Here is a 20,362-nt window from a genome sequence, read left to right as displayed (position 1 = left end):
TCTGTCCTATTTGGGAAGGCGAAACCAGAATTCCACCCCGTTTTTACAATTTGTCACACCGCAGGTCCCCTTGTGAAGGCGGATGATATCTTTTACAATATAGAGTCCAAGGCCGATCTCATTGGAGGACTTTTGAGCCTCCTGCCTGTTTACCTGGTAAAAGCTTTTCCATATTTTTTCCTGTTCCTCCGCAGGTATGGGAGAACCCTCATTGTATACAGACAGGCAGATGGTATCTTTCTCCTGTTTCAAAGAGATCACTACCTGATGCCCCGGAGGGGTGTGGTTATAAGCATTCATTACATAGTTATTAACAGCCTGTTCGATCTGCAGGGCGTCAAAGACTGCGTAGCAATCCTCCTGAATGGAGGAGACACACCGAATCTTGCTGGCAGCCAGCCAAACCTCGTATTTGGGCAGGAGAGTACAGACCAGGGTGGAAAGGTTGTCCCTTGCCATCATGGAGTTGGGCAGAGGGACTTCGGTAAAGGCATTGTGTAAAATATCACTGATCAGCCTGCTCATCTTATCAATCTCTTCCATGATTGAGGAGAAATAGTAATCTTTTTTGGTGTCATCATACTCAAACTGAAGCATCTCAACCTGGCTGGAGATGATGGCCAGGGGGGTTTTCAGCTCATGCGTTACATTGCTGACGAACTTTTTGCGCATGTCCTCAAATTCTGCCATGTTTTGGTTTTGCCTCAGGAGAAGATAGTTATAGTTGCTCAGATCATTGATATCCCTCTGAATCTTGTCCGCCATCTGATTGAGACTCTGGGCCAGCTGAGCCAGCTCCCGGGTTTTGATATTTCCATCCGCCCTGACGGAGAAATCATTCTCTGCAATTTTCTTGGCGACCATACGAATATTCTCTACGGGTTTTACAATTTTTCTGGCAACAAGGTAGGCAAAGAAGCCCCCGAATACCAGAGCCACTACCAGCACATCCATCAAAAAATGGTTTGCATAGTCCACACTTCTGCGGATAACGGTGGTGTTTTCATAGATATACACATAGAACAGGTGGTCCTGCTGTTCTATGAGTCCGTAGAGACAGACAGGCTTTTTCTCCAGATTCTCCAGATATCTGGCCTTTGCGTCGTGGGAGTAAACATCTTTCTGATGGATAATCTGCTCCTGAATCAGAATGTCGTTGTTTCTGATTTTGGAGGAATAGATCAGATCAAAGTCATCATTGCAGATAATCACAGAAAAGCTCTCATCCTCCAGGGCCAGCAGGACTTCATCCCCGTCACTGGTCATCTTGGTGAGGTCTACCTGCTTGATGCTCTCAAATGCGGTATCCATGAGCTTTTTCTTTTTGGAGATATAGTAGTCCTCCGCAAAGAGAAAGTAAAAAATGCTGGAGCCGCCCACCACCAGGAGCAAAAAGGCGCTGAAGGCAATGACAGCCTGTGTACGCAGCTTATTCATACTGATTTACCTCAAAACGGTAGCCCACACCGTAGATGGACTGGATATAGGGATAGTGATCTGTCATCTTTTTGCGCAGCTGTTTGACAACCGTGTCCACAGTCCGGATTCCGCCGTCATAGTCAAATCCCCACACAGCATCCAAAATCCCCTCTCTGGTGAGAACCACATTTTCATTTTGAATAAAATAGATCAGAAGATCGTATTCCTTTGGCGTAGCCACCAGCTGTTCTCCCGCTAAGAATATTTTTCTGGAGTCCGTCTCCACCCGCAGAGCTCCGATATTTATTTCCTCAGAGCCGGCGGCCCGACCACTCCTTTTAAGCAAAGCTTCAATATGGGCTTTTAAAACACGCAGCAAAAAGGGTTTTGTAATGTAATTGTCAGCCCCGTTTTCCAGCCCCTCCAACTGATCTTCCTCCGATTCCCGGGCCGTCAGCATGATGATGGGCACGTCTGAGTACTCCCGTATGGATTTCAGAACGTCATAGCCATCTACTTTTGGCAGCATGCCGTCCAGAAGGATCAGGTCAATGCGGTGATTGTTGGCAAAGTAAAGGTCCAAAGCTTCCTGGCCGTCTTGGGCAGTCAGGACCTGATACTGGTTGGCAGTCAGGAAGTCCTCCAGCGTCCTTCTGAGTTTGTGGTCGTCTTCCACCACAAAGATTAATTTTTGTGTATTTTCCATAGTGCACCTCGTTTATTCCAATGTAATATAAAAGTTTGATAGAAATATGAAGAAATTTGCATTCCAGAATCCTTTTGCTGCGATAATGGTTACTTTACTCCTTCCTGCTCAGAGGTGTCAAGATGGGAATCCTTTTGGGACTGGCGGGAGGCATAAACCTTGGCCATCCAGTAGAATTGCCCCGCAGTCAGCCCCAGCCGATCCATGGCCTGGGGAGGCGTCAGCTCCTTTGCTTTCCAGGCGCGGTAGACGCAGGAGAACTCTTCCGGAATCTGTAGTGCAGGACGGCCAAACTTTACGCCCCTCTGCTTCGCGGCCGCGATGCCCTCAGCCTGGCGCTGGCGGATATTGTTCCGCTCCACCTCTGACACATAGGAGAGCAGTTGAAGGACGATGTCTGTGATCAGTGTTCCGATCAGGTCCCGGTCCCGTCTGGTGTCCAGAAGGGGCATGTCCAGAATCAGGATATCCACATTCTTTTTCTTTGTGAGATAACGCCACTCATCCAGGATATCTCTGTAGCTGCGGCCCAGGCGGTCCAGGCTCTTTAAGACCAAGAGATCGCCATCCCTCAGCCTTTTTCGGAGCTTTTGGTAGCCGGGGCGGTCAAAATTTTTCCCGGACAGCTTATCCATATAGATATCCTCTCTGGGAATCCCATACTGCAGCAGATCAATGAGTTGTCGGTCCTCACGCTGATCCACACTGGAAACTCTCATATAGCCGTAAATTTTACACATAAAAAAACCTCCTGTTTTAGTATTGTACAAAACAGAAGATAACATGAAAGGATCTATGTAAAAGTACACCTTTACATAGATGTCCTTTTGTTTGCTTATGATTTTATTATATACTGATTTTATCTCAAATGCAATTTTTTTCTTTGCACAATGGATAAAACAGGTATTTATGGAAGAGTGTACCTTTCCATAATTTTGTAGCTATTCATCAGGTCTGCGCATCTACTGCGCTGACCGTAAGAAAATGATTCAGGGGGACTAAAAGAGGTAAAACAGACATGGACAGAAAAAAGAAAGTGGTGTTGGTGGACCGGTCACACTGCATCAGGGCAGGGTTGGCGGAAATGTTTCAACACCATATTGAAATAGAAAATGCGGCAGCAAGGGCAGTTGCATATGAGATGATTTCCCATGACCCGGAAATAGATGCGGTGGTGATGACAAGCCAGGGTTATTTTGACATGATCCGTGAGGTGATGGAGGAAAAGAAGGTGCTGAGCCAGGAGGCGAACACAGATCCCCTCACAAAGCTTTACAACCGGAGGGCATTTGACCGTATTGTTGAGGAACGCCTTAGCGAGGCTGAGGAAGGTGTCCTGTTCATGGTGGATCTGGACAATTTCAAACGGGCCAATGACAGGTACGGACACAACTTCGGGGATGATATCCTGATTCTAATGGCGGAGGCGATCACTGCCCATCTCTGCAAGGGTGATCTGGCAGGAAGGCTTGGGGGAGATGAGTTTGTGATTTTTCTTCCGGGGATGGCGGACCAGGAGGAGGTGTGCAGAAAAGCGGAGGAAGTGTGCAGGGCTTTGCAGATGGAGGTACACGGGGACTTTTTGTCCGTGAGCATCGGAATTTCCAGGTATCCTGAGGATGGGACAGATTATCAGATGCTTCTTGACAAGGCGGACCAGGCTCTTTACCGGGCAAAGGAAAGAGGAAAGAATTGCTATATGATTTACACAGAAAAGCACTGAGACGCCGGAAGCTGGGATGCCTCCGGATTCCCAGTGCTTATTTGCTTACCTGAATCATCTTCAGGGGTTTTGGGCAGTAAATGCTAGATCCGCCAAAGTTACTGCATCATGACTTTGTGGTTGTCGAGCATACCCTGAATAAGCTTCTGAGTATATGCCCCTAAAAACTTGCGGTCCTCCCTGGAGAGCTCTTTTGGAAGAACCGGCGCTGCGTACTCCACAATTACCTTGCAGGGCTTTATCTTTGGAAAATGATTTTCAAAGATCTCAGAGGAGTTGGTAATGGCCATGGGGATGATTGGGCAACCTGTTTTTTCCGCCATCTTCATACTTCCCTCCTTAAAGGGGAGCATGGGCCCAAGGGGATCTTTGTTTCGGGTTCCCTCAGGAAAGATGCACATGGAAATTCCATTTTTAATCTGATCAATACCCTTCAGAATCGTCTTCAGGCCCTCCTTAACATCCTCACGGTTGAGAAAAAGGCAGTAGAGGCGTTTCATCCAGTTGGAGAGGAGCGGAATCTTCTCCATACTGTCCTTTGCCACATATCCGGTTAAACCAGGACATCTGGAGTAGGTCAGTAGAATGTCAAAAAAGCTTTGATGATTGCCCACATAGAGCACTGCCTGATCCTTTGGAACATTTTCCCATCCCAGGACAGTGACCTCGGCGCCGGAAATCCAGAGTACAAACTTAAAAACATACTGGACGATGCGCAGGGAGGAGATGTCGCGGAACTTGGGGGTAAACTTGCCAATGAGCCATTCCAGAATCAGAATGGGGATGGAGAGCACAAGAAAACCCACCACAACGATTACGGTGATGATAAAACGAATCATAAATTTCACTCTTTTCCTTTATGTAAATGACGTCCCGTAAAGGGCTTTACTTATTATAAGCGATATCCCCAGGTGTTTCAAGAACAAAAGTATTGCATTGGAGAGGATTTTTCACTATAATAAATAGCAAATAAAATTTGATTCCAAGTTACGGACCTTCTCACGCAAGGATAACGACTCTGGGAAATTCTTAGAGAGTGAGGTAGGTCTATGTTTTTTATGTTGGATAATTTTGACTCTTTTGTGTACAACCTGTCTGCCTGTTTTCAGGAACTGGGGCAGGAGATTCTGGTGAGGCGTGCCGATGAGGTAAGCCTGTCTCAGATTGAGTCGTTAAAGCCTGAGGGGATCATTCTCTCCCCGGGGCCGAAACGTCCGTCCGATGCAGTTCTCTCCCTTCAAATCATTCATAAATTCCAGGGCCGGGTGCCTGTTCTGGGGGTTTGTCTGGGCCATCAGGCCATTGCACATTACTATGGAGCCCAGGTGATAAAGGGGGCAAAACCCATGCACGGTAAGGTGACCCCTATTCACAGCAGGCGGATGGGGCTGTTTGCCGGGCTGCCCAAGGAGTACCTGGTAACCAGATATCATTCCCTGACAGTTGACCCGGTCTCTATGCCAAGGGTATTGGCTGTTGATGCGGTGGCGGAGGATGGAGCTGTGATGGGAATTTCCCACAAAAGGCTGCCTCTCTACGGGGTACAGTTTCATCCGGAAGCAGTGCTGACCGAGCATGGGCCAGGTCTTTTAGATAATTTTGTCCGCATATGCCGAGAATGGGGGTGTTCCTGTGCGTCAAATCGAAGAGCTTAGGGCATATCCCGCCATCCACAGGATCTTTGGACTGTTTCAGGAGCAGAGGGATGCTGTTTTTCTGGATTCATCCCTGAAAAATGGGCTGGGACAGTATTCAATCATTGGGCTGTATCCCTATTTGAAGCTGGTGAACGGAGGTATTTTTACCGCTAACGGGGAACAGCAGGCGTGTTCCTTTGAGGAATACCTGAGCAGATATTTGGCGGAGCATCGGGAAAAAAATGAGACAGGGCTGCCCATTATCTCCGGGGCGGTGGGATACTTTTCCTATGACTACGGGAGGAAAAAGGAGGGGGTGCCATCGTGTCACAACAGGGACCTGCGTATACCTGAGTGTATTCTCTGCTTTTACGATGTGTTTATTGTGGAGGATCACAGCCAAAAAAGACTATACCTGGTGGCAAACGGGCGCCTGCAGGAGGCAGGCAGGAGGCTGCGTCTGTTAAAGGAGAGGATCTTTGAGCTGAATGAACCGGAGGAAAAGCAGTTCTTTGGGGAGTCTGGGGTTACGATTACCTCAAACTTCAAAAAAGATGAATATTTAAAAGCAGTGGAGGATGTGATACACTATATTACAGAAGGCGATATTTATATTGCCAATCTGACTCAACAGCTTCGTATCAACAGTTCCAGGCCGCCCTATGAGGTTTTCAAAAGGCTTAGGGCGAACAATCCCTCACCTTTTGGCGGGTATTTCAATTACGGAAACTTTCAGGTGATCAGTGCATCCCCGGAGCGGTTCCTTAGCATGAACCGGGGACATGTGGTGACCAGGCCCATCAAGGGAACCAGAAGGAGGGGGCGCACGCCCGGGGAGGACGATTTGCTTCGCCGTGAGCTTCAGGATTCGCAGAAGGATAAAAGTGAGCTTTTAATGATTGTGGACCTGGAGCGCAATGATCTGAACCGCGTCTGCATACCGGGGTCAGTACGGGTGAGTGAACTGTTTGCTGTGGAGGAATATGCCACAGTTTTTCATCTGGTGTCAACCGTGGAGGGGGATCTTGAGGAAGGGAAAACGGTAGTTGACCTGCTGAGGGCGGGGTTTCCCGGCGGCTCCATCACAGGGGCGCCAAAGCTGCGGGCTATGGAAATCATTGATGAGATGGAACACAGCAGGAGAAATCTCTACACAGGCTCCATGGGCTATCTGACCCTGGACGGGAGCTGCGACTTCAACATCGTGATCAGGACCGCGCTGCATCAGAATGGGTGCTATTATTTGGGCGTTGGAGGAGGAATTACCTGTGAGTCAGAGCCGGAGTTTGAGTATGAGGAGACACTGCAGAAGGCAAAAGCAATTTTGGAGGCGCTATCATGAAAAAATACCTGCTTTTTGATCTGGACGGGACACTGACAGATCCGATGAAGGGAATTACCAATTCCGTGGCTTACGCCTTGGAATACTACGGAATCCATGTAGAGGACAGGACCTCTTTGTGCAGTTTTATAGGCCCGCCCCTGAAGGACTCCTTTATGGAATACTACGGCTTTGAGGAGAAGAAGGCCCAGGAGGCGGTCTGGAAGTATCGGGAATACTTCAGCGAAAAGGGGATTTTCGAAAATGAGGTTTATCAGGGGATTCCACAGCTGCTGGAGCAGTTGACCGGAAACGGAAGGACATTGATCGTAGCTACCTCCAAACCCACGGTGTATGCCAGACAGATACTGGAGCATTTTGAACTGGACCGGTTTTTTACGGATGTGCAGGGCAGCAACCTGGACGGCACGAGGGTGAATAAGGACGAGGTCATTGCGCATGCGCTCAGGGAAAACAGAGTGAGTGATAGAGAGGAAGCGGTCATGATCGGAGACCGGAAGCATGATATCCTGGGCGGGAAAAAATGCGGCCTGGACACCATCGGTGTGCTCTTTGGATACGGCAGCCTCAGAGAGATGCAGGACTGCAAAGCGGACAGGATAGCAAAAAGCGTGGAGGAACTGGGCCGCATGCTGCTATTGATATAGCGTGGCGCCAGGCCTTTGGGAGGAAGTTTGTCTCATGAGAATGGATGAGGGATATCAGTTTGGAATCGGTGCTTTTGAGACCATAGCAGTGGTGAAAAATAATCCGGTATTTTTGGAGGAGCATGTAAAGCGAATAAACAGTACCCTGGCATTTCTGCTGATAGCACAGAAGATAGACGGCCAGGAGGTGCGGGGAGCCCTGGAGAGCCATCCGATGGAGTACGGGGTAGTTAAGATAATGGCCTCTGCAGAAAACAAATTGTTTCTGTTCAGAGAAAATCCTTACAGAAGAGAACAGTATCAGAGAGGGTTTTTCATGGACATCAGCGAAGTGCGAAGAAATGAGACTTCCCCCCTTGTTTTTCACAAAACTTTGAATTATGGAGACAACTTCCTGGAGAGAAAAAGAGCAAAGCAGGCTGGTTTAGATGAAACGGTATTTTTAAACAGCAGGGGAGCAATCTGTGAGGGCAGCGCCTGCAACCTGTTTTTTGTGAAAAAGGGCAGGCTATACACGCCAAAACTCAGCTGCGGTATGCTGCCTGGGATACTGAGAGAATGGGTCTGCAGGGAAGCTTTTGTATCCCAGATGGTTGTCACGTTACAGATGTTAAATGAGTTTGAGGAGTGTTTTGCCACCAACTCCCTGATGGGGATAATGCCGGTGAGACAGATCGGGAATGCCAAATATTTTCCCGGGCCGGTGGGGAGAATGTGGATGAAAAGATATGGGGAGGAAGTTTTGGGAATAAAGGACTGGCCTTTTTAATATCTATAGAGTAAAAGAACAGGCTGGTGGAAAATGAAAAAAGGAATCTGGCTTTTGGGTGTCTTCTGTGTGGCTATGGCAGTGCTTCTGACCGGGTGCGAGACAGGGCAGGACGCCGGCAGCAGAGGAGAACAGATTGAGTTTACGGTGGTGGAACCGGATAATGTGCCCAAAGAGCTGCAGGAGATTATTGAGGAAAACAAGCAGGATGAGATCAAACTGAGCTATGAGGACGGCGGCTATACCTATGCGGTCCGCGGATACGGACAGCAGAAGACGGGCGGATACAGCATTGCGGTAAATGAGGTTTACCAGTCCGGGGACGGTATCCATGTGGATACCAGCCTGATCGGCCCTCCTCAGGATAAAAACATACAGGAGGAGGCATCCTATCCATACATTGTGCTGAAAATGGAAGCCCAGAACCAGGATGTGGTGTTTGACTGACAGCCAAATACCTAAATATTTCGACAGCGGCGGCCCCAAAAGCTGCCGCTTTTCTTTTTTTTAGATTTTTTCTCCCCTTTTTCAGCAAATAGTGGTAGAATAGTTTAAACAGTAACGGTGTACACTGGAGGAGCTACGGTTTTCGTGGTGGATGTAGAACGCTCTGAGAAGATATAAGGAGGAAAAACGGATGTGTGTGGTCCGTTGAAATAAATGCAGGAATGAAAAACGGAATGATTGTGAGTTTTGATCTGGATATGACTTTGATGGATCAAAGGACCTGGGAGATACCGGAATCCGCGCAAAGAGCCATTGAGGCTCTGCGGGAAAACGGCAATAAGATTGTGATTGCCAGTGGGAGAGATATGGATGCCCCCTTCAGCCGGGCTTACCGGGATCTGGTGAAGCCGGATGCCATTATACATTTAAACGGGACGAAGATCACAGTGGGCAGCAAAGAGATCTACGATCACACCTTTGATGCCGGGCTGCTGCGCCGGGTGTTGGATTTTGCGCAGGCAGAAGGTTTGTGCATCGGCGCGACTTTAAATGAAAAGGATTACTTTGTGAATCCTCAGCTACTGAAGGCCCATGATGAGGAAAGGTTCGGGGAATCCAGGAGAAATTGCAGGCCTCTGTCAGAGCTTCCGGTAAAAAAGGTGAGGACGCTGCACTATATCGGAAGCGCCGAGGGTGCGGTAAAAGTAGAGGCAGCCTTCCCACAGGTGAAGCTGCTGATGTTTTCAGACGGTACCGGAGCGGTTCTGGTGGAACAGGCCTCCTCCAAGGCAGCAGGTCTGTGGCGCCTGTGCCAGTACTACCGAATGGGGATCAGCCAGACAGCGGCCTTTGGGGACAGCATGAATGACTATGAAATGATACAGGCGGCAGGAACCGGCATAGCCATGGGGAATGCCGTGGAACAGCTGAAATCAGCCGCAGATTATGTCACCACGGATATTGACCAGGATGGTATCTGGAATGCCTGCTGCCATCTGGGCTATATTCAGGCAGACCAGCAGTGAAAAAAGAAACGCATATGGGCAAACCCTTCCGCATAAACTTATAAGAGATTATATGGGAGGGTTTTTTCATGGAAATATTAAAGAAAAATATTCGTATGAATCGTCAGAAGAGCAAGGCCGTGAACCAGATTACCCTGGAAGAGGACATGAATGTGCCGGACAGCAAGCCGGATGCCGGCAGCATTATCCAGGAGAGCGGAAACGTCAAGATTGAAGACACCAAAATATTGGATAACCAGGTACTTTTAAGCGGCTATCTGGAGGTAAAGATACTCTACGTCTCCGACAGCGAAGACAGACAGATACATAGACTGGATACCAGGCTGCCCTTTGAGGAGAGACTGAATCTGGAGGGTGTGGAGGCAGGGGACAACATCCGGGTAAAATGGGACCTGGAGGATCTAAATGTACATTTGATTAACTCCAGAAAAATGAGTATTCAGGCTCTGGTGACCTTTATGGCATCCATCGAGGAGCTATACGATACCCAGGCCGCAGTGGAGCTGCACGGGATGGAGGAGATCAGTACCAGAACCAAGGAACTCCAGCCCCTCTCATTGGCAGTGCAGAAAAAGGACATTCTGCGCATAAAGGATGAAATCAATTTGGCCTCCAACAAGCCCAATATTGGGGAACTCTTGTGGGAGAGCGTTCAACTGCGGGGCACGGATGTCCGTGTCATGGACGGACAGCTGGATATCCGCGGGGAACTGTTTATTTTTGTGTTGTATGCGGGAGATGATGAGAACAGCACCAAACAGTGGATTGAGACTGCTATGCCCTTCCAGGGGAGCATTGAGTGCAGCGGCTGCAGCTCTGCCATGATTCCGGATGTGGAGATCTCCCTTGCGGGGAGCACACTGGAGGTGCGCCCTGACTACGATGGGGAGGAGCGGCTGATTCAGCTGGAGGTGGTTTTGGACCTGGATATCAAGCTGTATGAGGAGGAGAGCGTTGAGATTCTCTCAGATGTGTATTCTCCGGTAAAGGAACTGGTGCCCATAACCAGCCAGGAGGTGTATGAGAGCCTGGTGATCAAAAATTTTTCCAAGTGCAGAGCTGGAGAGCGCATCCGTATGGAGGCAAACCAGCCGCGCATGCTGCAGATCTGTCACAGCAAGGGAGAGGTTAAGATCGACGAGACCCGGATCACCGAAAAGGGAATCCAGGTGGAGGGAGCGGTGTACGTGAGTATACTCTACATCACAGCGGATGACACCCTGCCCTTTGCTCTGATGCACGGGATGGTGCCCTTCCAGCACATGATCGAGGTGGAGGGGATAAACCAGGATTGCCGGTACTCCCTAAAGACAGAGCTGGAACAGTTGTCCACTATGATGATAGACAGCGAAGAGTTGGAGGTAAAGATATCTGTAAACCTGGGTGTGCTGATCGTGCAGGTTCACAGGGAGGACTGTATCGTGGATGTGGAGGAGCATGACCTGGATTTGAAGAAGATTCAGGAGCTTCCGGGAATTGTTGGATATATTGTACAGCCCGGAGATAGTCTTTGGAACATTGCTAAAACCTACTACACCACCCCGGACCGGATCATGGAACTGAATGCTCTGGAGACGGAGGAGGTACAGCCGGGAAACCGGCTTCTGATCATAAAGGAAGCGGCCAGCTGGCAGCGGTGATACAAAGTTTAAGGCGGAGGGAATGGCTCCGCCTTGAACTTTGTTTTTTATATCATAGACTAACTATGTCAAGTGTTTTTTTGAAAGTTAGTTAAATATGTTTTTTTGAACCTTGATAATTGCATGACAAATAAAGCACCTATACAGCTGCTTTGAGAAGTATGTTATAAGAAAAAAATTACTTGCTGTATGCAGTATGATGTATTTCCATACTGTATAGAGTTCTGACCAGCTTCTTGGCTACATGAGATACTGCCACATTGTAGTGCTTTCCCTCAGAGAGTTTTTTCTGAAGAAACTCCTTGAACGTATTGTCCCATTTGCCAACATTTTTAGCGGCAGTAAAGAGTGCATACCGCAGGTATTTGGAACCTCGTTTCACCATTTTTGCATGAGTCGAAGTATATTGGCCTGATTGATAAATGGAGGGCTCCATTCCAGCAAAGGCAAGTATTTTTTCGGCCGATGAAAAATTAGAGAAATCACCAACTTCAGCATGGATCATAGCCGCAGTAATGTAGGAAATGCCAGGTATTGTAATGAATGGAGAATCACTTTCCTTGATGATATCCTTGATTCTTACTTCAACAATGCTGATTTGCTCTCGGAGGAGTCTGATACGGGCAATCGTCTGCTGCATTTCAAGCTTGAGTATTCCATCACTGGTTCCAATGGACTGCATTGCGGCATTGCGTATTTCAATAGCTTTCTCCCGGCCATAGTGTCCTTTGGAGTATTTCCGGAGAAGATTTGTAAGATGTGTCAGATTAGCATTTGAAACAGCAGCAGCATCAGGATATGCAGACATAAGCTGATACACAGAATTCACCTGTAATTGGTGAACAATCTTTTCTAACTCAGGAAAGATAATATTCATAAGTCTTGAAAAAGAGACTTTTAAGACAGAACAATCCTGCACCAGATTGAAACGGTATCTGGTTAGTGACTTGAGTTCTTTTCTATGGTATGATACAGGTACGTAGGGCGTAAGCTTCTGGGTCATAAGCATTGATACGATAGAGTGAACATCGGCCTTATCCGTCTTAGTCTTTCTAAAGCTTAGACTTTTTCTGTAAAGACTGGTATGTAACGGATTGATAATGAAAATAGGAAGATTTTTGTTAACGAGAAACTCTGTAATGTTGTTGCTATAATGACCGGTTGCTTCCAGCCCTATTTTCATTTGGGAGAAATTGTCAGAGCAGGATTGGATACGAGAAAAAAGTAATTCAAATCCCTCCAGAGAGTTAGAAAAGGTAAAGTTATCAAATAGAATATCACCATCAGAATTAGAGATAAGGCAGTCATGCTTATCTTTGGAAATATCGATACCAATGCAGATCATAGTAATGCTCCTTTGCAATGTATTGACACTGTATGGAGAACCCACAGAACTGCCTGCTATGTAGCCTCGTGCGAAATAAAACGTCATGCGTTATCTAACTGATTAACATTAAAGCAGACAACCGTGGTTAGAGCCTATGCTCAAACGTCAAAGCGTTAGGAAAGTTCAACTAATCCACAGTGTCTATAAACAGTATACTCATTCAAGAACAGAATGGGGAACTAATAATAATTTAACATACGAGGAAAGTCCTTCGGAATTCCCTGCAGTAAATGCGCAGACCTGTTAAATAGTTACATTTTTTGCAAAATAGGTTGCATTTTGTCGTCCGAGATGATACAATAACAAAAATTGTATACAAAGTGCAATTATAAAAAACGAAGGAGATAGGGTATGGAGGAAATCAGACTGAAAGCCCTCGCGAAGATTAATTTGGGGCTGGATGTGGTGCGCAGGCGGGAAGACGGATACCACGAAGTGCGAATGATTATGCAGACCGTACAGATGTACGATCAGATCACCATTCATCAGATGGACAAACCGGGGATAAAGGTTAGGACAAATCTGTTTTATCTGCCCTCCAATGAGGACAATCTGGTCTACAAGGCGGCCAAGGTGCTGATGGATGAATTTCATTTAAAAGGCGGCGTTTCTATTCACTTAAAAAAGTATATTCCCGTGGCAGCAGGAATGGCAGGGGGAAGCTCTGACGCGGCAGCCGTATTGGTGGGAATGAACCGGATGTTTCGACTGGGACTGAAGAAACAGGAACTCATGGAGAGGGGGGTGAAGATCGGCGCAGATGTGCCCTACTGTGTCATGAGGGGAACCGCTCTGGCTGAGGGGATCGGGGAGATTTTGACACCATTGCCGCCCATGCCTCAGTGCTATGTGCTGGTGGCAAAGCCCGGAGTACATGTTTCTACCAAGTTTGTGTATGGAAATCTGAGGGCAGATGAAATCACCACCCACCCGGATATAGACGGACAGGTGGAGGCCCTGCGGGCGCATGACCTGGAGGGGATGGCTGCACGGATGGGAAATGTGCTGGAGACAGTGACTGTTCCGGAGTATCCCGTGATTGGTAAGATCAAAGAGGAGATGGTGCACTGCGGCGCAATGAACGCGATGATGAGCGGCAGCGGTCCTACGGTATTCGGGCTATTTAAGAGCAGGGAGCAGGCAAAGCACGCATACGAAAAACTGCGGCGGGAGCATTTGGCAAAGCAGGTGTTTCTGACCGGGGTATTTAATAACGGAGGAAATAAGAATGAAAGATGATTTTCAGATTAATATGAATGAATACCTGCCTCTTAGGGATGTGGTGTTCAATACGCTGCGTCAGGCAATCTTAAAAGGGGAGTTAAAGCCCGGGGAGCGCCTGATGGAGATTCAGCTTGCCCAGAGATTGGGGGTTAGCAGAACGCCGGTGCGGGAAGCCATCCGCAAGCTGGAGCTGGAGGGCCTGGTGCTGATGATCCCCAGAAAGGGAGCTGAGGTGGCTGAGATTACGGTCCAGGATATGGAGGATGTGCTGGAGGTGAGAGCAGCCCTGGAGGAGCTGGCTGTGAAGGATGCCTGTGAGCATATCACAGATGAGCAGCTTCAGGAGCTTAAAAAGGCAAATACAGAATTTAAAAAGGTGCTGGACGGGGATGATATCATTGCCTGCGTGCATGCGGACATGAAGTTTCATGAGATCATCTACGGAGCCACCAACAATCACAGACTGTTACAGATCTTAAACAATCTGAGAGAACAGATGTACCGCTACCGCATGGAGTACTTAAAAGACACAGCCACGCATAAGACCCTGCTGGAAGAACACGACAGCATTCGCAGGGCGCTGAAGAAGCACGATAAAGAAAAGGCAGGCCTTGCGATCCGCAATCACATAGACAACCAGAAAGAGTCCATTATCAACAGCTTAAAGCGAAAAGAATAAATTTGGAAAAATTGAATATGCTAACAGCCAGAAGGATAAGTGAAAGCTTATCCTTTTTTGTTACATGGGAAAGTTCGTTGCACTTTCCCATGTGACAAAAAAGCCCTCCGGGCGGGATGCGCACTGTGCGCAAGAGGAAATTGACCGCAAGCGGTCGCGCTTCGGCGCAGAAATCCTGCATGCAGGATTTCTATTTTACACAGAATGCTTAACAGGAAAGCGGTGATTATGTGGAAAAGGTAGCAGTTGAGCTTGAGAAAAATAAAGAAATAATTCAGAAAAAAATAGAGGGCTGCGATGATATCCTGTTTCGCCCTATGAAGCTGGGCCGGGATGTGAAGGTGGACTGCTTTCTGATCTATGTGGAGGTGGCGGCCAGCAACATGATGCTGGAAGACTCTGTGATCGGAAAGATGTTGAATCACCTCTGGGAAAAGGATGAAAAGGAGATTTACCGGGCCATCAGTGAGAATAGTCTGGGGGTTTCGGACACAAAAGCCTTTCCCACAATTGAGGAGGCTATGGCAGCCATGCTGGCCGGAAATGTGGTCATGTTTGTGGACCATTTCGACAAGGCTATCAAGATAGGCAGCAAGGGATATCCGGGGACGGGCGTGATGAAGGCGGAGTCGGAGAAGGTACTGAGAGGTTCCAAGGAGGCATTCAGTGAGTCCGTGAAGGTAAATACCGCTCTGGTGCGCAAGCGCATCCGGGACACAACGCTCAAAGTAAAGGAAAAACCGGTTGGAAGGTATTCCAATACAATGACTGCCATGGTCTACATGGACGGTCTGGTTTACCCCGGACTTTTGGAGAATCTGGAAAAAAAGCTGGATTCTTTTGAGATTGATGGGGTGCTGGACAGCGGTGTGATTGAACAGCTAACAGAGGAGACCTGGTATTCCCCCTTTCCGCAGTATCAGACAACGGAGCGGCCCGACAGGGCAGCCATGGCCGTGCTGGAAGGGAGAGTAGTACTCTTAAGCGACAATTCCCCCGAGGCCCTGATCCTGCCCACAACCTTCAACACGCTGTTTCAGACAAGTGATGACTATTACCGGCATTTTGCGATTGTCTCTTTTTTGCGCATCATACGGTACATTGCCGCATTTTTGGCGGTATCCCTGCCCGGACTGTACCTGGCGGCCATCAACTACCACACCCAGCTGCTGCCCACAAATCTGATCATATCCCTGGCAAAGGCCAGGGAGGGAGTTCCCTTTCCCGGCTTAGTGGAGGTGCTGTTTTTGGAGCTTTCATTTGAGCTTTTGAGAGAAGCGGGGCTGCGGATGCCCGGCCCCATAGGCAATACCATCGGAATTGTGGGCGGTCTGATTATCGGACAGGCGGCGGTGAGCGCTAACATTGTCAGCCCTGTGGTGGTTGTGGTGGTGGCCCTCACCGCCCTGGGCTCCTTCTCCATTCCCAACGAGGAACTTTCAGAGAGTTTCCGGTTGATCAAATATGGAATGATCGCCCTCTGTGCCTGCTTCGGCATTTTGGGCCTGATGTTTGGATGGGTACTGGTAGCTGTGCATCTGGCAGGACTAAAAAGCTTTGGCATCCCCTATTTGATGCCATACGCCGCAAAAGATATCAATCCAGGGGGTGAGAGTAAGGACAGCCTGATCCGTTTCCCCCTGATGGATATGTGGAAACGGCCGGTATTTGCGCGCAGACAGAACAGAACCCGGCTTCGGATGAAGTAGACAGGGGAGGATTGGAATGTTTTCGGATAACAATAAGATTTCAGGAAGACAGTTAAAAAGGCTGATTGTGATGGACTGGATAGGAAAAGCCGGCCTGCTTCTACCCAGATTTACGGAGAAGGCGGATGGAAGAAGCTTTATGCTGAGCCTTCTTCTGGGGATTGCCCTGACTTTTGTGTACGCGTGTATGGTGGGGTGGCTTTCAAGGCATGTGGACACAGATTTTTATGACTATATCAGGGAAAGGCTGGGGCTGGGAGCAGCCTGGCTGGCAGGTATCCTGTATATTTGCTATGCTTTTGTGAACACGGTATTCATGATACGCCTGTTTGCAGTGATTGCCTCTCTGTTTATGCTTCCGGAGACTGCGCACATGCTGTTGATGCTCATGGTTCTGGCCGGAGGTTATTTTATCGCCGCAGGAGGGCTGGAGGTGAGAGCGAGAGTAGGGGAGATTCTCTACGGGGTTGTCCTCTATCCCCTGGCGCTGATGTTGCTCTTTGCTGCTTTTTCCATCAATCCGGAGTATCTGGGACCCGGGAAGGCATCCTATTCTGTCCAGACACTGAAGCATGGTCTGCAGATGTTTATTGCATTTGGAGGGATGGGGATCTTTTTGTTCATTGCACCTTATGTGAACAGGCGGGAAAAGATGGGGCACTATCTGAAAAAAGCGGTGGTCATATCCTGTGCCAGTGTATTCTTTATCTTTCTGATCTCCATCGGCGCTTTTGGGGAGTCGGGTATGAGAGCCCTGGCGTGGCCGGCATTGACCCTGATGAGCAGCGCCAAGATTCCAGGCGGATTTCTGCAGCGCTGGGATGTGATCTTCACAGGACTGCTTCTGGTCAGTTTTTTTATCTCAGTGGGAACAGGGCTCTTTTATATGCGTTTTTTGACAGAGAGGGTGTTTGCAAAAAAGAGCAGCGCCTATCTGCCGGTGCTGACTCTTCTGGTCCTGGCGGCGTCTGTGTGGTGCGGCTCCTATGAGACGGCCGCGCAAGTTTTTACTGTGGTGAACGGATATATCCTGGTGCCTCTGGCGGTACTGTTTACTATATTTCTGATCGTTTTGGAATATGTCAAAGGGAGGAGAAAAGGTTGAGGGCAGTAAAATATTTGATGGGTGTACTTATGACAGCTCTGCTGCTGACCGGATGTGCAAAGAGGGAACTGGAGGACCGCAGTTTCCCCTCCGTGCTGGCCATTACCACAGCGGAGGTGGAAAAGGAGCAGAATCTCAAACAGGAGGAGAGCAGTCAGTATATTGACTATGGACATGTAAAGGCGGTAATTCTCTCCCAGGAAATAGCAGAGGATGGAGAGAGCCTGAAGGAAGTGCTGCTGTACCTGGAGGACAGGCCGGTATTTGCGAGAAGTATTTTCATCTTTGCAGGTGACGAGCAGGTTCTGAAGGCGGCAGAGACCGATTCGGAGCAGATGGGGGCTTATCTGGAAAAGTTGTACAAGAATCAGCCAAAGGGCTCCTCCTTTAAGGGCACCGCATTGAAAGAAATGCTCAACTATCTGCATAACCTGGAGGAATCCATTGAAATTCCCTATCTGATATGGTCTGACGGAAAAGCGCTTCCGCAGGACAGTCTGACCATTCGTCAGGCAGTGGCTGCCACTATGAATTCACCGGTTCCAAGAAGAATTAATGAATAGAAGTGACCTCAAGGGTCATACTCCTGATAAGAAGGCATTGCAGACAGCAAATATAAAATCAGGAGGTTACATAAATTATGAAAAAAAGAATGTGGGAAGAGGTAAAGGACTGGTTATGGAGACACAGACGCCCGGTGGTAGCGGTTTGCTGCATCCTGAGCGTGCTGGGGATCACAGCAGCGGTGACCTTGACCGTTCAGGGGAGAAGGACAATGGCTGCAGAGAGCATTCAGGAGGGGATCGCAGGGGAAATTATCCGATTTCATGTGATTGCCAACAGTGATAGCCAGGAGGATCAGGATCTGAAACTCCTGGTCAAGGATCAGATTGTAAAATATATGGAGCCCATATTGAAAGACGCCGGGGATATCAGTGAGACGAGAGTACGAATCCAGGACCATTTGGGAGAGATAGAGGAGAAAGCCACAGAGGTGATCAAAAGCCAGGGGTATGACTACCCGGTGGAGGCGGGGCTGACCAAATGCTATTTTCCCATAAAAACCTATGGGGACTGCACCTTTCCGGCAGGAGAGTACGAGGCGCTGCGCGTGTGTATCGGGGAGGCGCAGGGCAAAAACTGGTGGTGCGTCCTCTATCCCAACCTCTGCTTTATCGATTCCATCCACGCAGTGGTACCGGAGGAACAAAAGGAAGAGCTGAAAAATGTGCTCACTGAGGAGGAGTATGACAGTCTGTTTGACTGGAGGACAAGCGATTTTGAGATAAAGACAAAGTGGTTTTGAGTTTGCTATGGGGTATCTGATTTCAGCACAAATCCATAGTTTACATAACCGCTTTCCCAGATACCTGTTATCTGATATACACAGTCTGCGGGTAAATCCTCGAGTGTATAGTTTTTGCCGTTAAGGCTTCCCTGGACCTGGGTTCCCTGATCTGCCTTACTGGATGGAGTACCCAGAGGCCAACAGATAACCTTGACGGAATCAGGGGCCTTGGTGAAATGCAGGGTCAGCGGCTTTCCATCCTTCGCGTCCACCTCTGTGAGGTCCTTGATGTCAAGCACATGAGGGGAATCAGCGTTGGAGCTGGAGGCAGTGCCATCCTCATTTTCCCAGGTCCACTCATAGCCATATTTGGGGAAATCAACGTAAAAGTACTCCAGTCCATCTTCCATTATCTTAACCTGGAGCAAAGGCTGCTCTGAGGGAGGAGGAGAAAGAAACTTAATATTCAGCATCTTGCCAAAGAGTGCGGCGTCTCCGGCAGTTCCCTGTCTTAACACCCTCATCTGCGTGATGTTACAACAGACACCTGGATAAGAATCCTCATAAAAAAGATCTCCGGAAATAATCACAAGATTTCCCGGTTTCAAAGCCTCACGGGTGATTTGCCTGCCGTTGATGTCATAGAGCTGCCCTTCCGGTACAGAGGCATAAAAGACGCCCTTATCCGGGAGTGGGGTGCCATCCTCCGCGACATGGCCGAAAACATAGTAATCGTCCCTGTATTTTATGTAAATTCCCTTATCATAAGCAGCTTCCACTTCAACAGATTCCGAATCAGGATTATCCTGAGTGGACAGTTCAGTATCGGTGGTTTCCAGATTAGTCTGCAGCTCTTCCGGGTGTTCATAGGAGGGGCTGCTGGAAGTGATTTCATCCCCGGAGGATGTGACGGCATCCTCAGATGGAATACTTTGGCAGCCCGCAAGGATAATTACAAATACGAAAGCAAGCAATTTAAAAAGATAAGTTTTCATAGAAGTTCCTCCCTTCTGTTTAGAAAATCGTTCCTCTTATCTAAAAAGTGTGGAGAATGTCTCCAAGTGTTGCATAAAAAGGTAATAGTTTAGACGGGTCAGGCTGTTACGTGCGTTACCATCCGGACGTCACCCGGGCGTTGGCAGCTCTCACGCAAACACGTGCAACGCTCTGGGGAACTAACTGTTAACTGCAACTAAGGACGCTCAGGAAAGCCTTCGCGTCCAAGTTTCCGTAAACGGTTATTTCCCTGCCGCTAAAAACGCACGTAAATTGTTTGCTTAGAGAGCTGCCAACGCCCGGGTGACTGCTTACTGGAACCGAGAACCTCCCAAAAGCTTGTTTGCAAATTGCCTGGGTGGTATGATCTTCCGGCTCAAAGAAACAGCTTTCTCTGGCGCAGGGCTATGCTTCGGGGACAATTGGCGTGCGTTTTTAGTGGAGATGAAATCCTCTGGTTACGGAAACTTAGACGCGAAGGCTTTCCTGAGCGTCTTAGTTGTAGTTAGCAGAGAGTTCATCGGAATGTTGCACGCGTCCACGAAGCATAGCCCTGCGCCGGAGGAAGCGTCCGCCACAGCCAGTAACATACCTGACCTGTCGGACCTGGGACCTGCCA

At 48.4% G+C, this 20,362-nt stretch carries 20 protein-coding genes; 14 read left to right on the top strand and 6 right to left on the bottom strand.

What is annotated here, in order from left to right; genetic code table 11:
- Nucleotides 1-6: 6 nt before the first annotated feature.
- The 3 genes from AC0THY_RS19620 to AC0THY_RS19610 form a co-directional block, all read right to left on the bottom strand.
- Nucleotides 7-1,437 carry a sensor histidine kinase gene (locus AC0THY_RS19620; protein WP_489992270.1) on the bottom strand — a complete coding sequence of 477 codons (1,431 nt, stop codon included), beginning with the start codon at nt 1,435-1,437 and terminating at the stop codon, nt 7-9.
- The gene (locus tag AC0THY_RS19615; RefSeq protein ID WP_489992269.1) at nt 1,430-2,125 is read right to left on the bottom strand and encodes a response regulator transcription factor; all 696 of its coding nucleotides are present in this window, start codon (nt 2,123-2,125) and stop codon (nt 1,430-1,432) included. The genes AC0THY_RS19620 and AC0THY_RS19615 overlap by 8 nt, the downstream gene beginning before the upstream one ends.
- 89 nt (nt 2,126-2,214) lie before the next feature.
- A complete protein-coding gene (locus tag AC0THY_RS19610; RefSeq protein ID WP_489992268.1) occupies nt 2,215-2,865 on the bottom strand; it encodes a recombinase family protein in 651 nt (216 codons plus the stop codon).
- 278 nt (nt 2,866-3,143) lie between these two features.
- Between AC0THY_RS19610 and AC0THY_RS19605 the strand changes: the two genes are divergently transcribed.
- A complete protein-coding gene (locus tag AC0THY_RS19605) occupies nt 3,144-3,848 on the top strand; it encodes a GGDEF domain-containing protein (protein WP_489992267.1) in 705 nt (234 codons plus the stop codon).
- Nucleotides 3,849-3,946: 98 nt separating this feature from the next.
- On the opposite strand, the gene AC0THY_RS19600 is transcribed toward AC0THY_RS19605, so the two are convergent.
- Nucleotides 3,947-4,687 (bottom strand): lysophospholipid acyltransferase family protein, encoded by a 741-nt coding sequence (locus AC0THY_RS19600; protein ID WP_489992266.1) that lies wholly within the window; start codon nt 4,685-4,687, stop codon nt 3,947-3,949.
- Nucleotides 4,688-4,897: 210 nt separating this feature from the next.
- On the opposite strand from AC0THY_RS19600, the gene AC0THY_RS19595 reads away from it, so the two are divergent.
- The 7 genes from AC0THY_RS19595 to AC0THY_RS19565 all read left to right on the top strand — a co-directional run bounded on the left by AC0THY_RS19595 (nt 4,898) and on the right by AC0THY_RS19565 (nt 11,355).
- A complete protein-coding gene (locus AC0THY_RS19595) occupies nt 4,898-5,503 on the top strand; it encodes an anthranilate synthase component II (RefSeq protein WP_489992265.1) in 606 nt (201 codons plus the stop codon).
- Nucleotides 5,481-6,827 (top strand): aminodeoxychorismate synthase component I, encoded by a 1,347-nt coding sequence (gene pabB, locus AC0THY_RS19590; RefSeq protein WP_489992264.1) that lies wholly within the window; start codon nt 5,481-5,483, stop codon nt 6,825-6,827. The genes AC0THY_RS19595 and pabB overlap by 23 nt, the downstream gene beginning before the upstream one ends.
- Nucleotides 6,824-7,474, top strand: a complete 651-nt coding sequence (locus tag AC0THY_RS19585; RefSeq protein ID WP_489992263.1) for an HAD family hydrolase — start codon at nt 6,824-6,826, stop codon at nt 7,472-7,474. The genes pabB and AC0THY_RS19585 overlap by 4 nt, the downstream gene beginning before the upstream one ends.
- Before the next feature lie 34 nt (nt 7,475-7,508).
- Nucleotides 7,509-8,243 (top strand): aminotransferase class IV, encoded by a 735-nt coding sequence (locus AC0THY_RS19580; RefSeq protein ID WP_489992262.1) that lies wholly within the window; start codon nt 7,509-7,511, stop codon nt 8,241-8,243.
- Between the two features lie 33 nt (nt 8,244-8,276).
- The gene (locus tag AC0THY_RS19575; RefSeq protein ID WP_489992261.1) at nt 8,277-8,690 is read left to right on the top strand and encodes a protease complex subunit PrcB family protein; all 414 of its coding nucleotides are present in this window, start codon (nt 8,277-8,279) and stop codon (nt 8,688-8,690) included.
- 194 nt (nt 8,691-8,884) lie between these two features.
- A complete protein-coding gene (locus tag AC0THY_RS19570) occupies nt 8,885-9,715 on the top strand; it encodes a Cof-type HAD-IIB family hydrolase (protein WP_489992260.1) in 831 nt (276 codons plus the stop codon).
- Between the two features lie 68 nt (nt 9,716-9,783).
- The gene (locus AC0THY_RS19565) at nt 9,784-11,355 is read left to right on the top strand and encodes a DUF3794 and LysM peptidoglycan-binding domain-containing protein (protein ID WP_489992259.1); all 1,572 of its coding nucleotides are present in this window, start codon (nt 9,784-9,786) and stop codon (nt 11,353-11,355) included.
- A 178-nt stretch (nt 11,356-11,533) separates the two neighbouring features.
- On the opposite strand, the gene AC0THY_RS19560 is transcribed toward AC0THY_RS19565, so the two are convergent.
- Nucleotides 11,534-12,700, bottom strand: coding sequence for an IS110 family RNA-guided transposase (locus AC0THY_RS19560; RefSeq protein WP_489992258.1), 1,167 nt, complete (start codon nt 12,698-12,700; stop codon nt 11,534-11,536).
- 393 nt (nt 12,701-13,093) lie between these two features.
- Here AC0THY_RS19560 and ispE point away from each other — a divergent pair, with 393 nt between their 5' ends.
- From ispE to spoIIR, 6 genes are all read left to right on the top strand, one after another.
- Nucleotides 13,094-13,981, top strand: coding sequence for a 4-(cytidine 5'-diphospho)-2-C-methyl-D-erythritol kinase (gene ispE / locus AC0THY_RS19555; protein WP_489992257.1), 888 nt, complete (start codon nt 13,094-13,096; stop codon nt 13,979-13,981).
- Nucleotides 13,971-14,645, top strand: coding sequence for a GntR family transcriptional regulator (locus AC0THY_RS19550; RefSeq protein ID WP_489992256.1), 675 nt, complete (start codon nt 13,971-13,973; stop codon nt 14,643-14,645). The genes ispE and AC0THY_RS19550 overlap by 11 nt, the downstream gene beginning before the upstream one ends.
- 230 nt (nt 14,646-14,875) lie before the next feature.
- A complete protein-coding gene (locus AC0THY_RS19545) occupies nt 14,876-16,354 on the top strand; it encodes a spore germination protein (RefSeq protein WP_489992255.1) in 1,479 nt (492 codons plus the stop codon).
- Nucleotides 16,355-16,370: 16 nt separating this feature from the next.
- Nucleotides 16,371-17,459, top strand: a complete 1,089-nt coding sequence (locus AC0THY_RS19540) for a GerAB/ArcD/ProY family transporter (RefSeq protein ID WP_489992254.1) — start codon at nt 16,371-16,373, stop codon at nt 17,457-17,459.
- Entirely contained in the window at nt 17,456-18,022 is a 567-nt protein-coding gene (locus AC0THY_RS19535) for a Ger(x)C family spore germination protein (protein ID WP_489992253.1), read from the top strand. The genes AC0THY_RS19540 and AC0THY_RS19535 overlap by 4 nt, the downstream gene beginning before the upstream one ends.
- Before the next feature lie 77 nt (nt 18,023-18,099).
- Entirely contained in the window at nt 18,100-18,765 is a 666-nt protein-coding gene (spoIIR, locus tag AC0THY_RS19530; RefSeq protein ID WP_489992252.1) for a stage II sporulation protein R, read from the top strand.
- Nucleotides 18,766-18,770: 5 nt separating this feature from the next.
- Here spoIIR and AC0THY_RS19525 read toward each other — a convergent pair whose 3' ends face one another.
- On the bottom strand, nt 18,771-19,742 hold the full coding sequence (locus tag AC0THY_RS19525) for a hypothetical protein (protein WP_489992251.1): 972 nt from the start codon (nt 19,740-19,742) through the stop codon (nt 18,771-18,773).
- Between the last annotated feature and the right edge of the window lie 620 nt (nt 19,743-20,362).

It is taken from the genome of Ruminococcus sp. 8Y-12 (assembly GCF_058119865.1).
Note: the sequence above shows the minus strand (reverse complement) of the source record. Positions and strands in the feature narration are given on the sequence as shown.

What these genes read in the sequence shown, in the direction of transcription:
- AC0THY_RS19620 (WP_489992270.1), bottom strand. Translation starts at nt 1,437, where the DNA reads ATGAATAAGCTGCGTACACAGGCTGTCATTGCCTTCAGCGCCTTTTTG.
- AC0THY_RS19615 (WP_489992269.1), bottom strand. Translation starts at nt 2,125, where the DNA reads ATGGAAAATACACAAAAATTAATCTTTGTGGTGGAAGACGACCACAAA.
- AC0THY_RS19610 (WP_489992268.1), bottom strand. Translation starts at nt 2,865, where the DNA reads ATGTGTAAAATTTACGGCTATATGAGAGTTTCCAGTGTGGATCAGCGT.
- AC0THY_RS19605 (WP_489992267.1), top strand. Translation starts at nt 3,144, where the DNA reads ATGGACAGAAAAAAGAAAGTGGTGTTGGTGGACCGGTCACACTGCATC.
- AC0THY_RS19600 (WP_489992266.1), bottom strand. Translation starts at nt 4,687, where the DNA reads ATGATTCGTTTTATCATCACCGTAATCGTTGTGGTGGGTTTTCTTGTG.
- AC0THY_RS19595 (WP_489992265.1), top strand. Translation starts at nt 4,898, where the DNA reads ATGTTTTTTATGTTGGATAATTTTGACTCTTTTGTGTACAACCTGTCT.
- AC0THY_RS19585 (WP_489992263.1), top strand. Translation starts at nt 6,824, where the DNA reads ATGAAAAAATACCTGCTTTTTGATCTGGACGGGACACTGACAGATCCG.
- AC0THY_RS19580 (WP_489992262.1), top strand. Translation starts at nt 7,509, where the DNA reads ATGAGAATGGATGAGGGATATCAGTTTGGAATCGGTGCTTTTGAGACC.
- AC0THY_RS19575 (WP_489992261.1), top strand. Translation starts at nt 8,277, where the DNA reads ATGAAAAAAGGAATCTGGCTTTTGGGTGTCTTCTGTGTGGCTATGGCA.
- AC0THY_RS19565 (WP_489992259.1), top strand. Translation starts at nt 9,784, where the DNA reads ATGGAAATATTAAAGAAAAATATTCGTATGAATCGTCAGAAGAGCAAG.
- AC0THY_RS19560 (WP_489992258.1), bottom strand. Translation starts at nt 12,700, where the DNA reads ATGATCTGCATTGGTATCGATATTTCCAAAGATAAGCATGACTGCCTT.
- ispE (WP_489992257.1), top strand. Translation starts at nt 13,094, where the DNA reads ATGGAGGAAATCAGACTGAAAGCCCTCGCGAAGATTAATTTGGGGCTG.
- AC0THY_RS19550 (WP_489992256.1), top strand. Translation starts at nt 13,971, where the DNA reads ATGAAAGATGATTTTCAGATTAATATGAATGAATACCTGCCTCTTAGG.
- AC0THY_RS19540 (WP_489992254.1), top strand. Translation starts at nt 16,371, where the DNA reads ATGTTTTCGGATAACAATAAGATTTCAGGAAGACAGTTAAAAAGGCTG.
- spoIIR (WP_489992252.1), top strand. Translation starts at nt 18,100, where the DNA reads ATGAAAAAAAGAATGTGGGAAGAGGTAAAGGACTGGTTATGGAGACAC.
- AC0THY_RS19525 (WP_489992251.1), bottom strand. Translation starts at nt 19,742, where the DNA reads ATGAAAACTTATCTTTTTAAATTGCTTGCTTTCGTATTTGTAATTATC.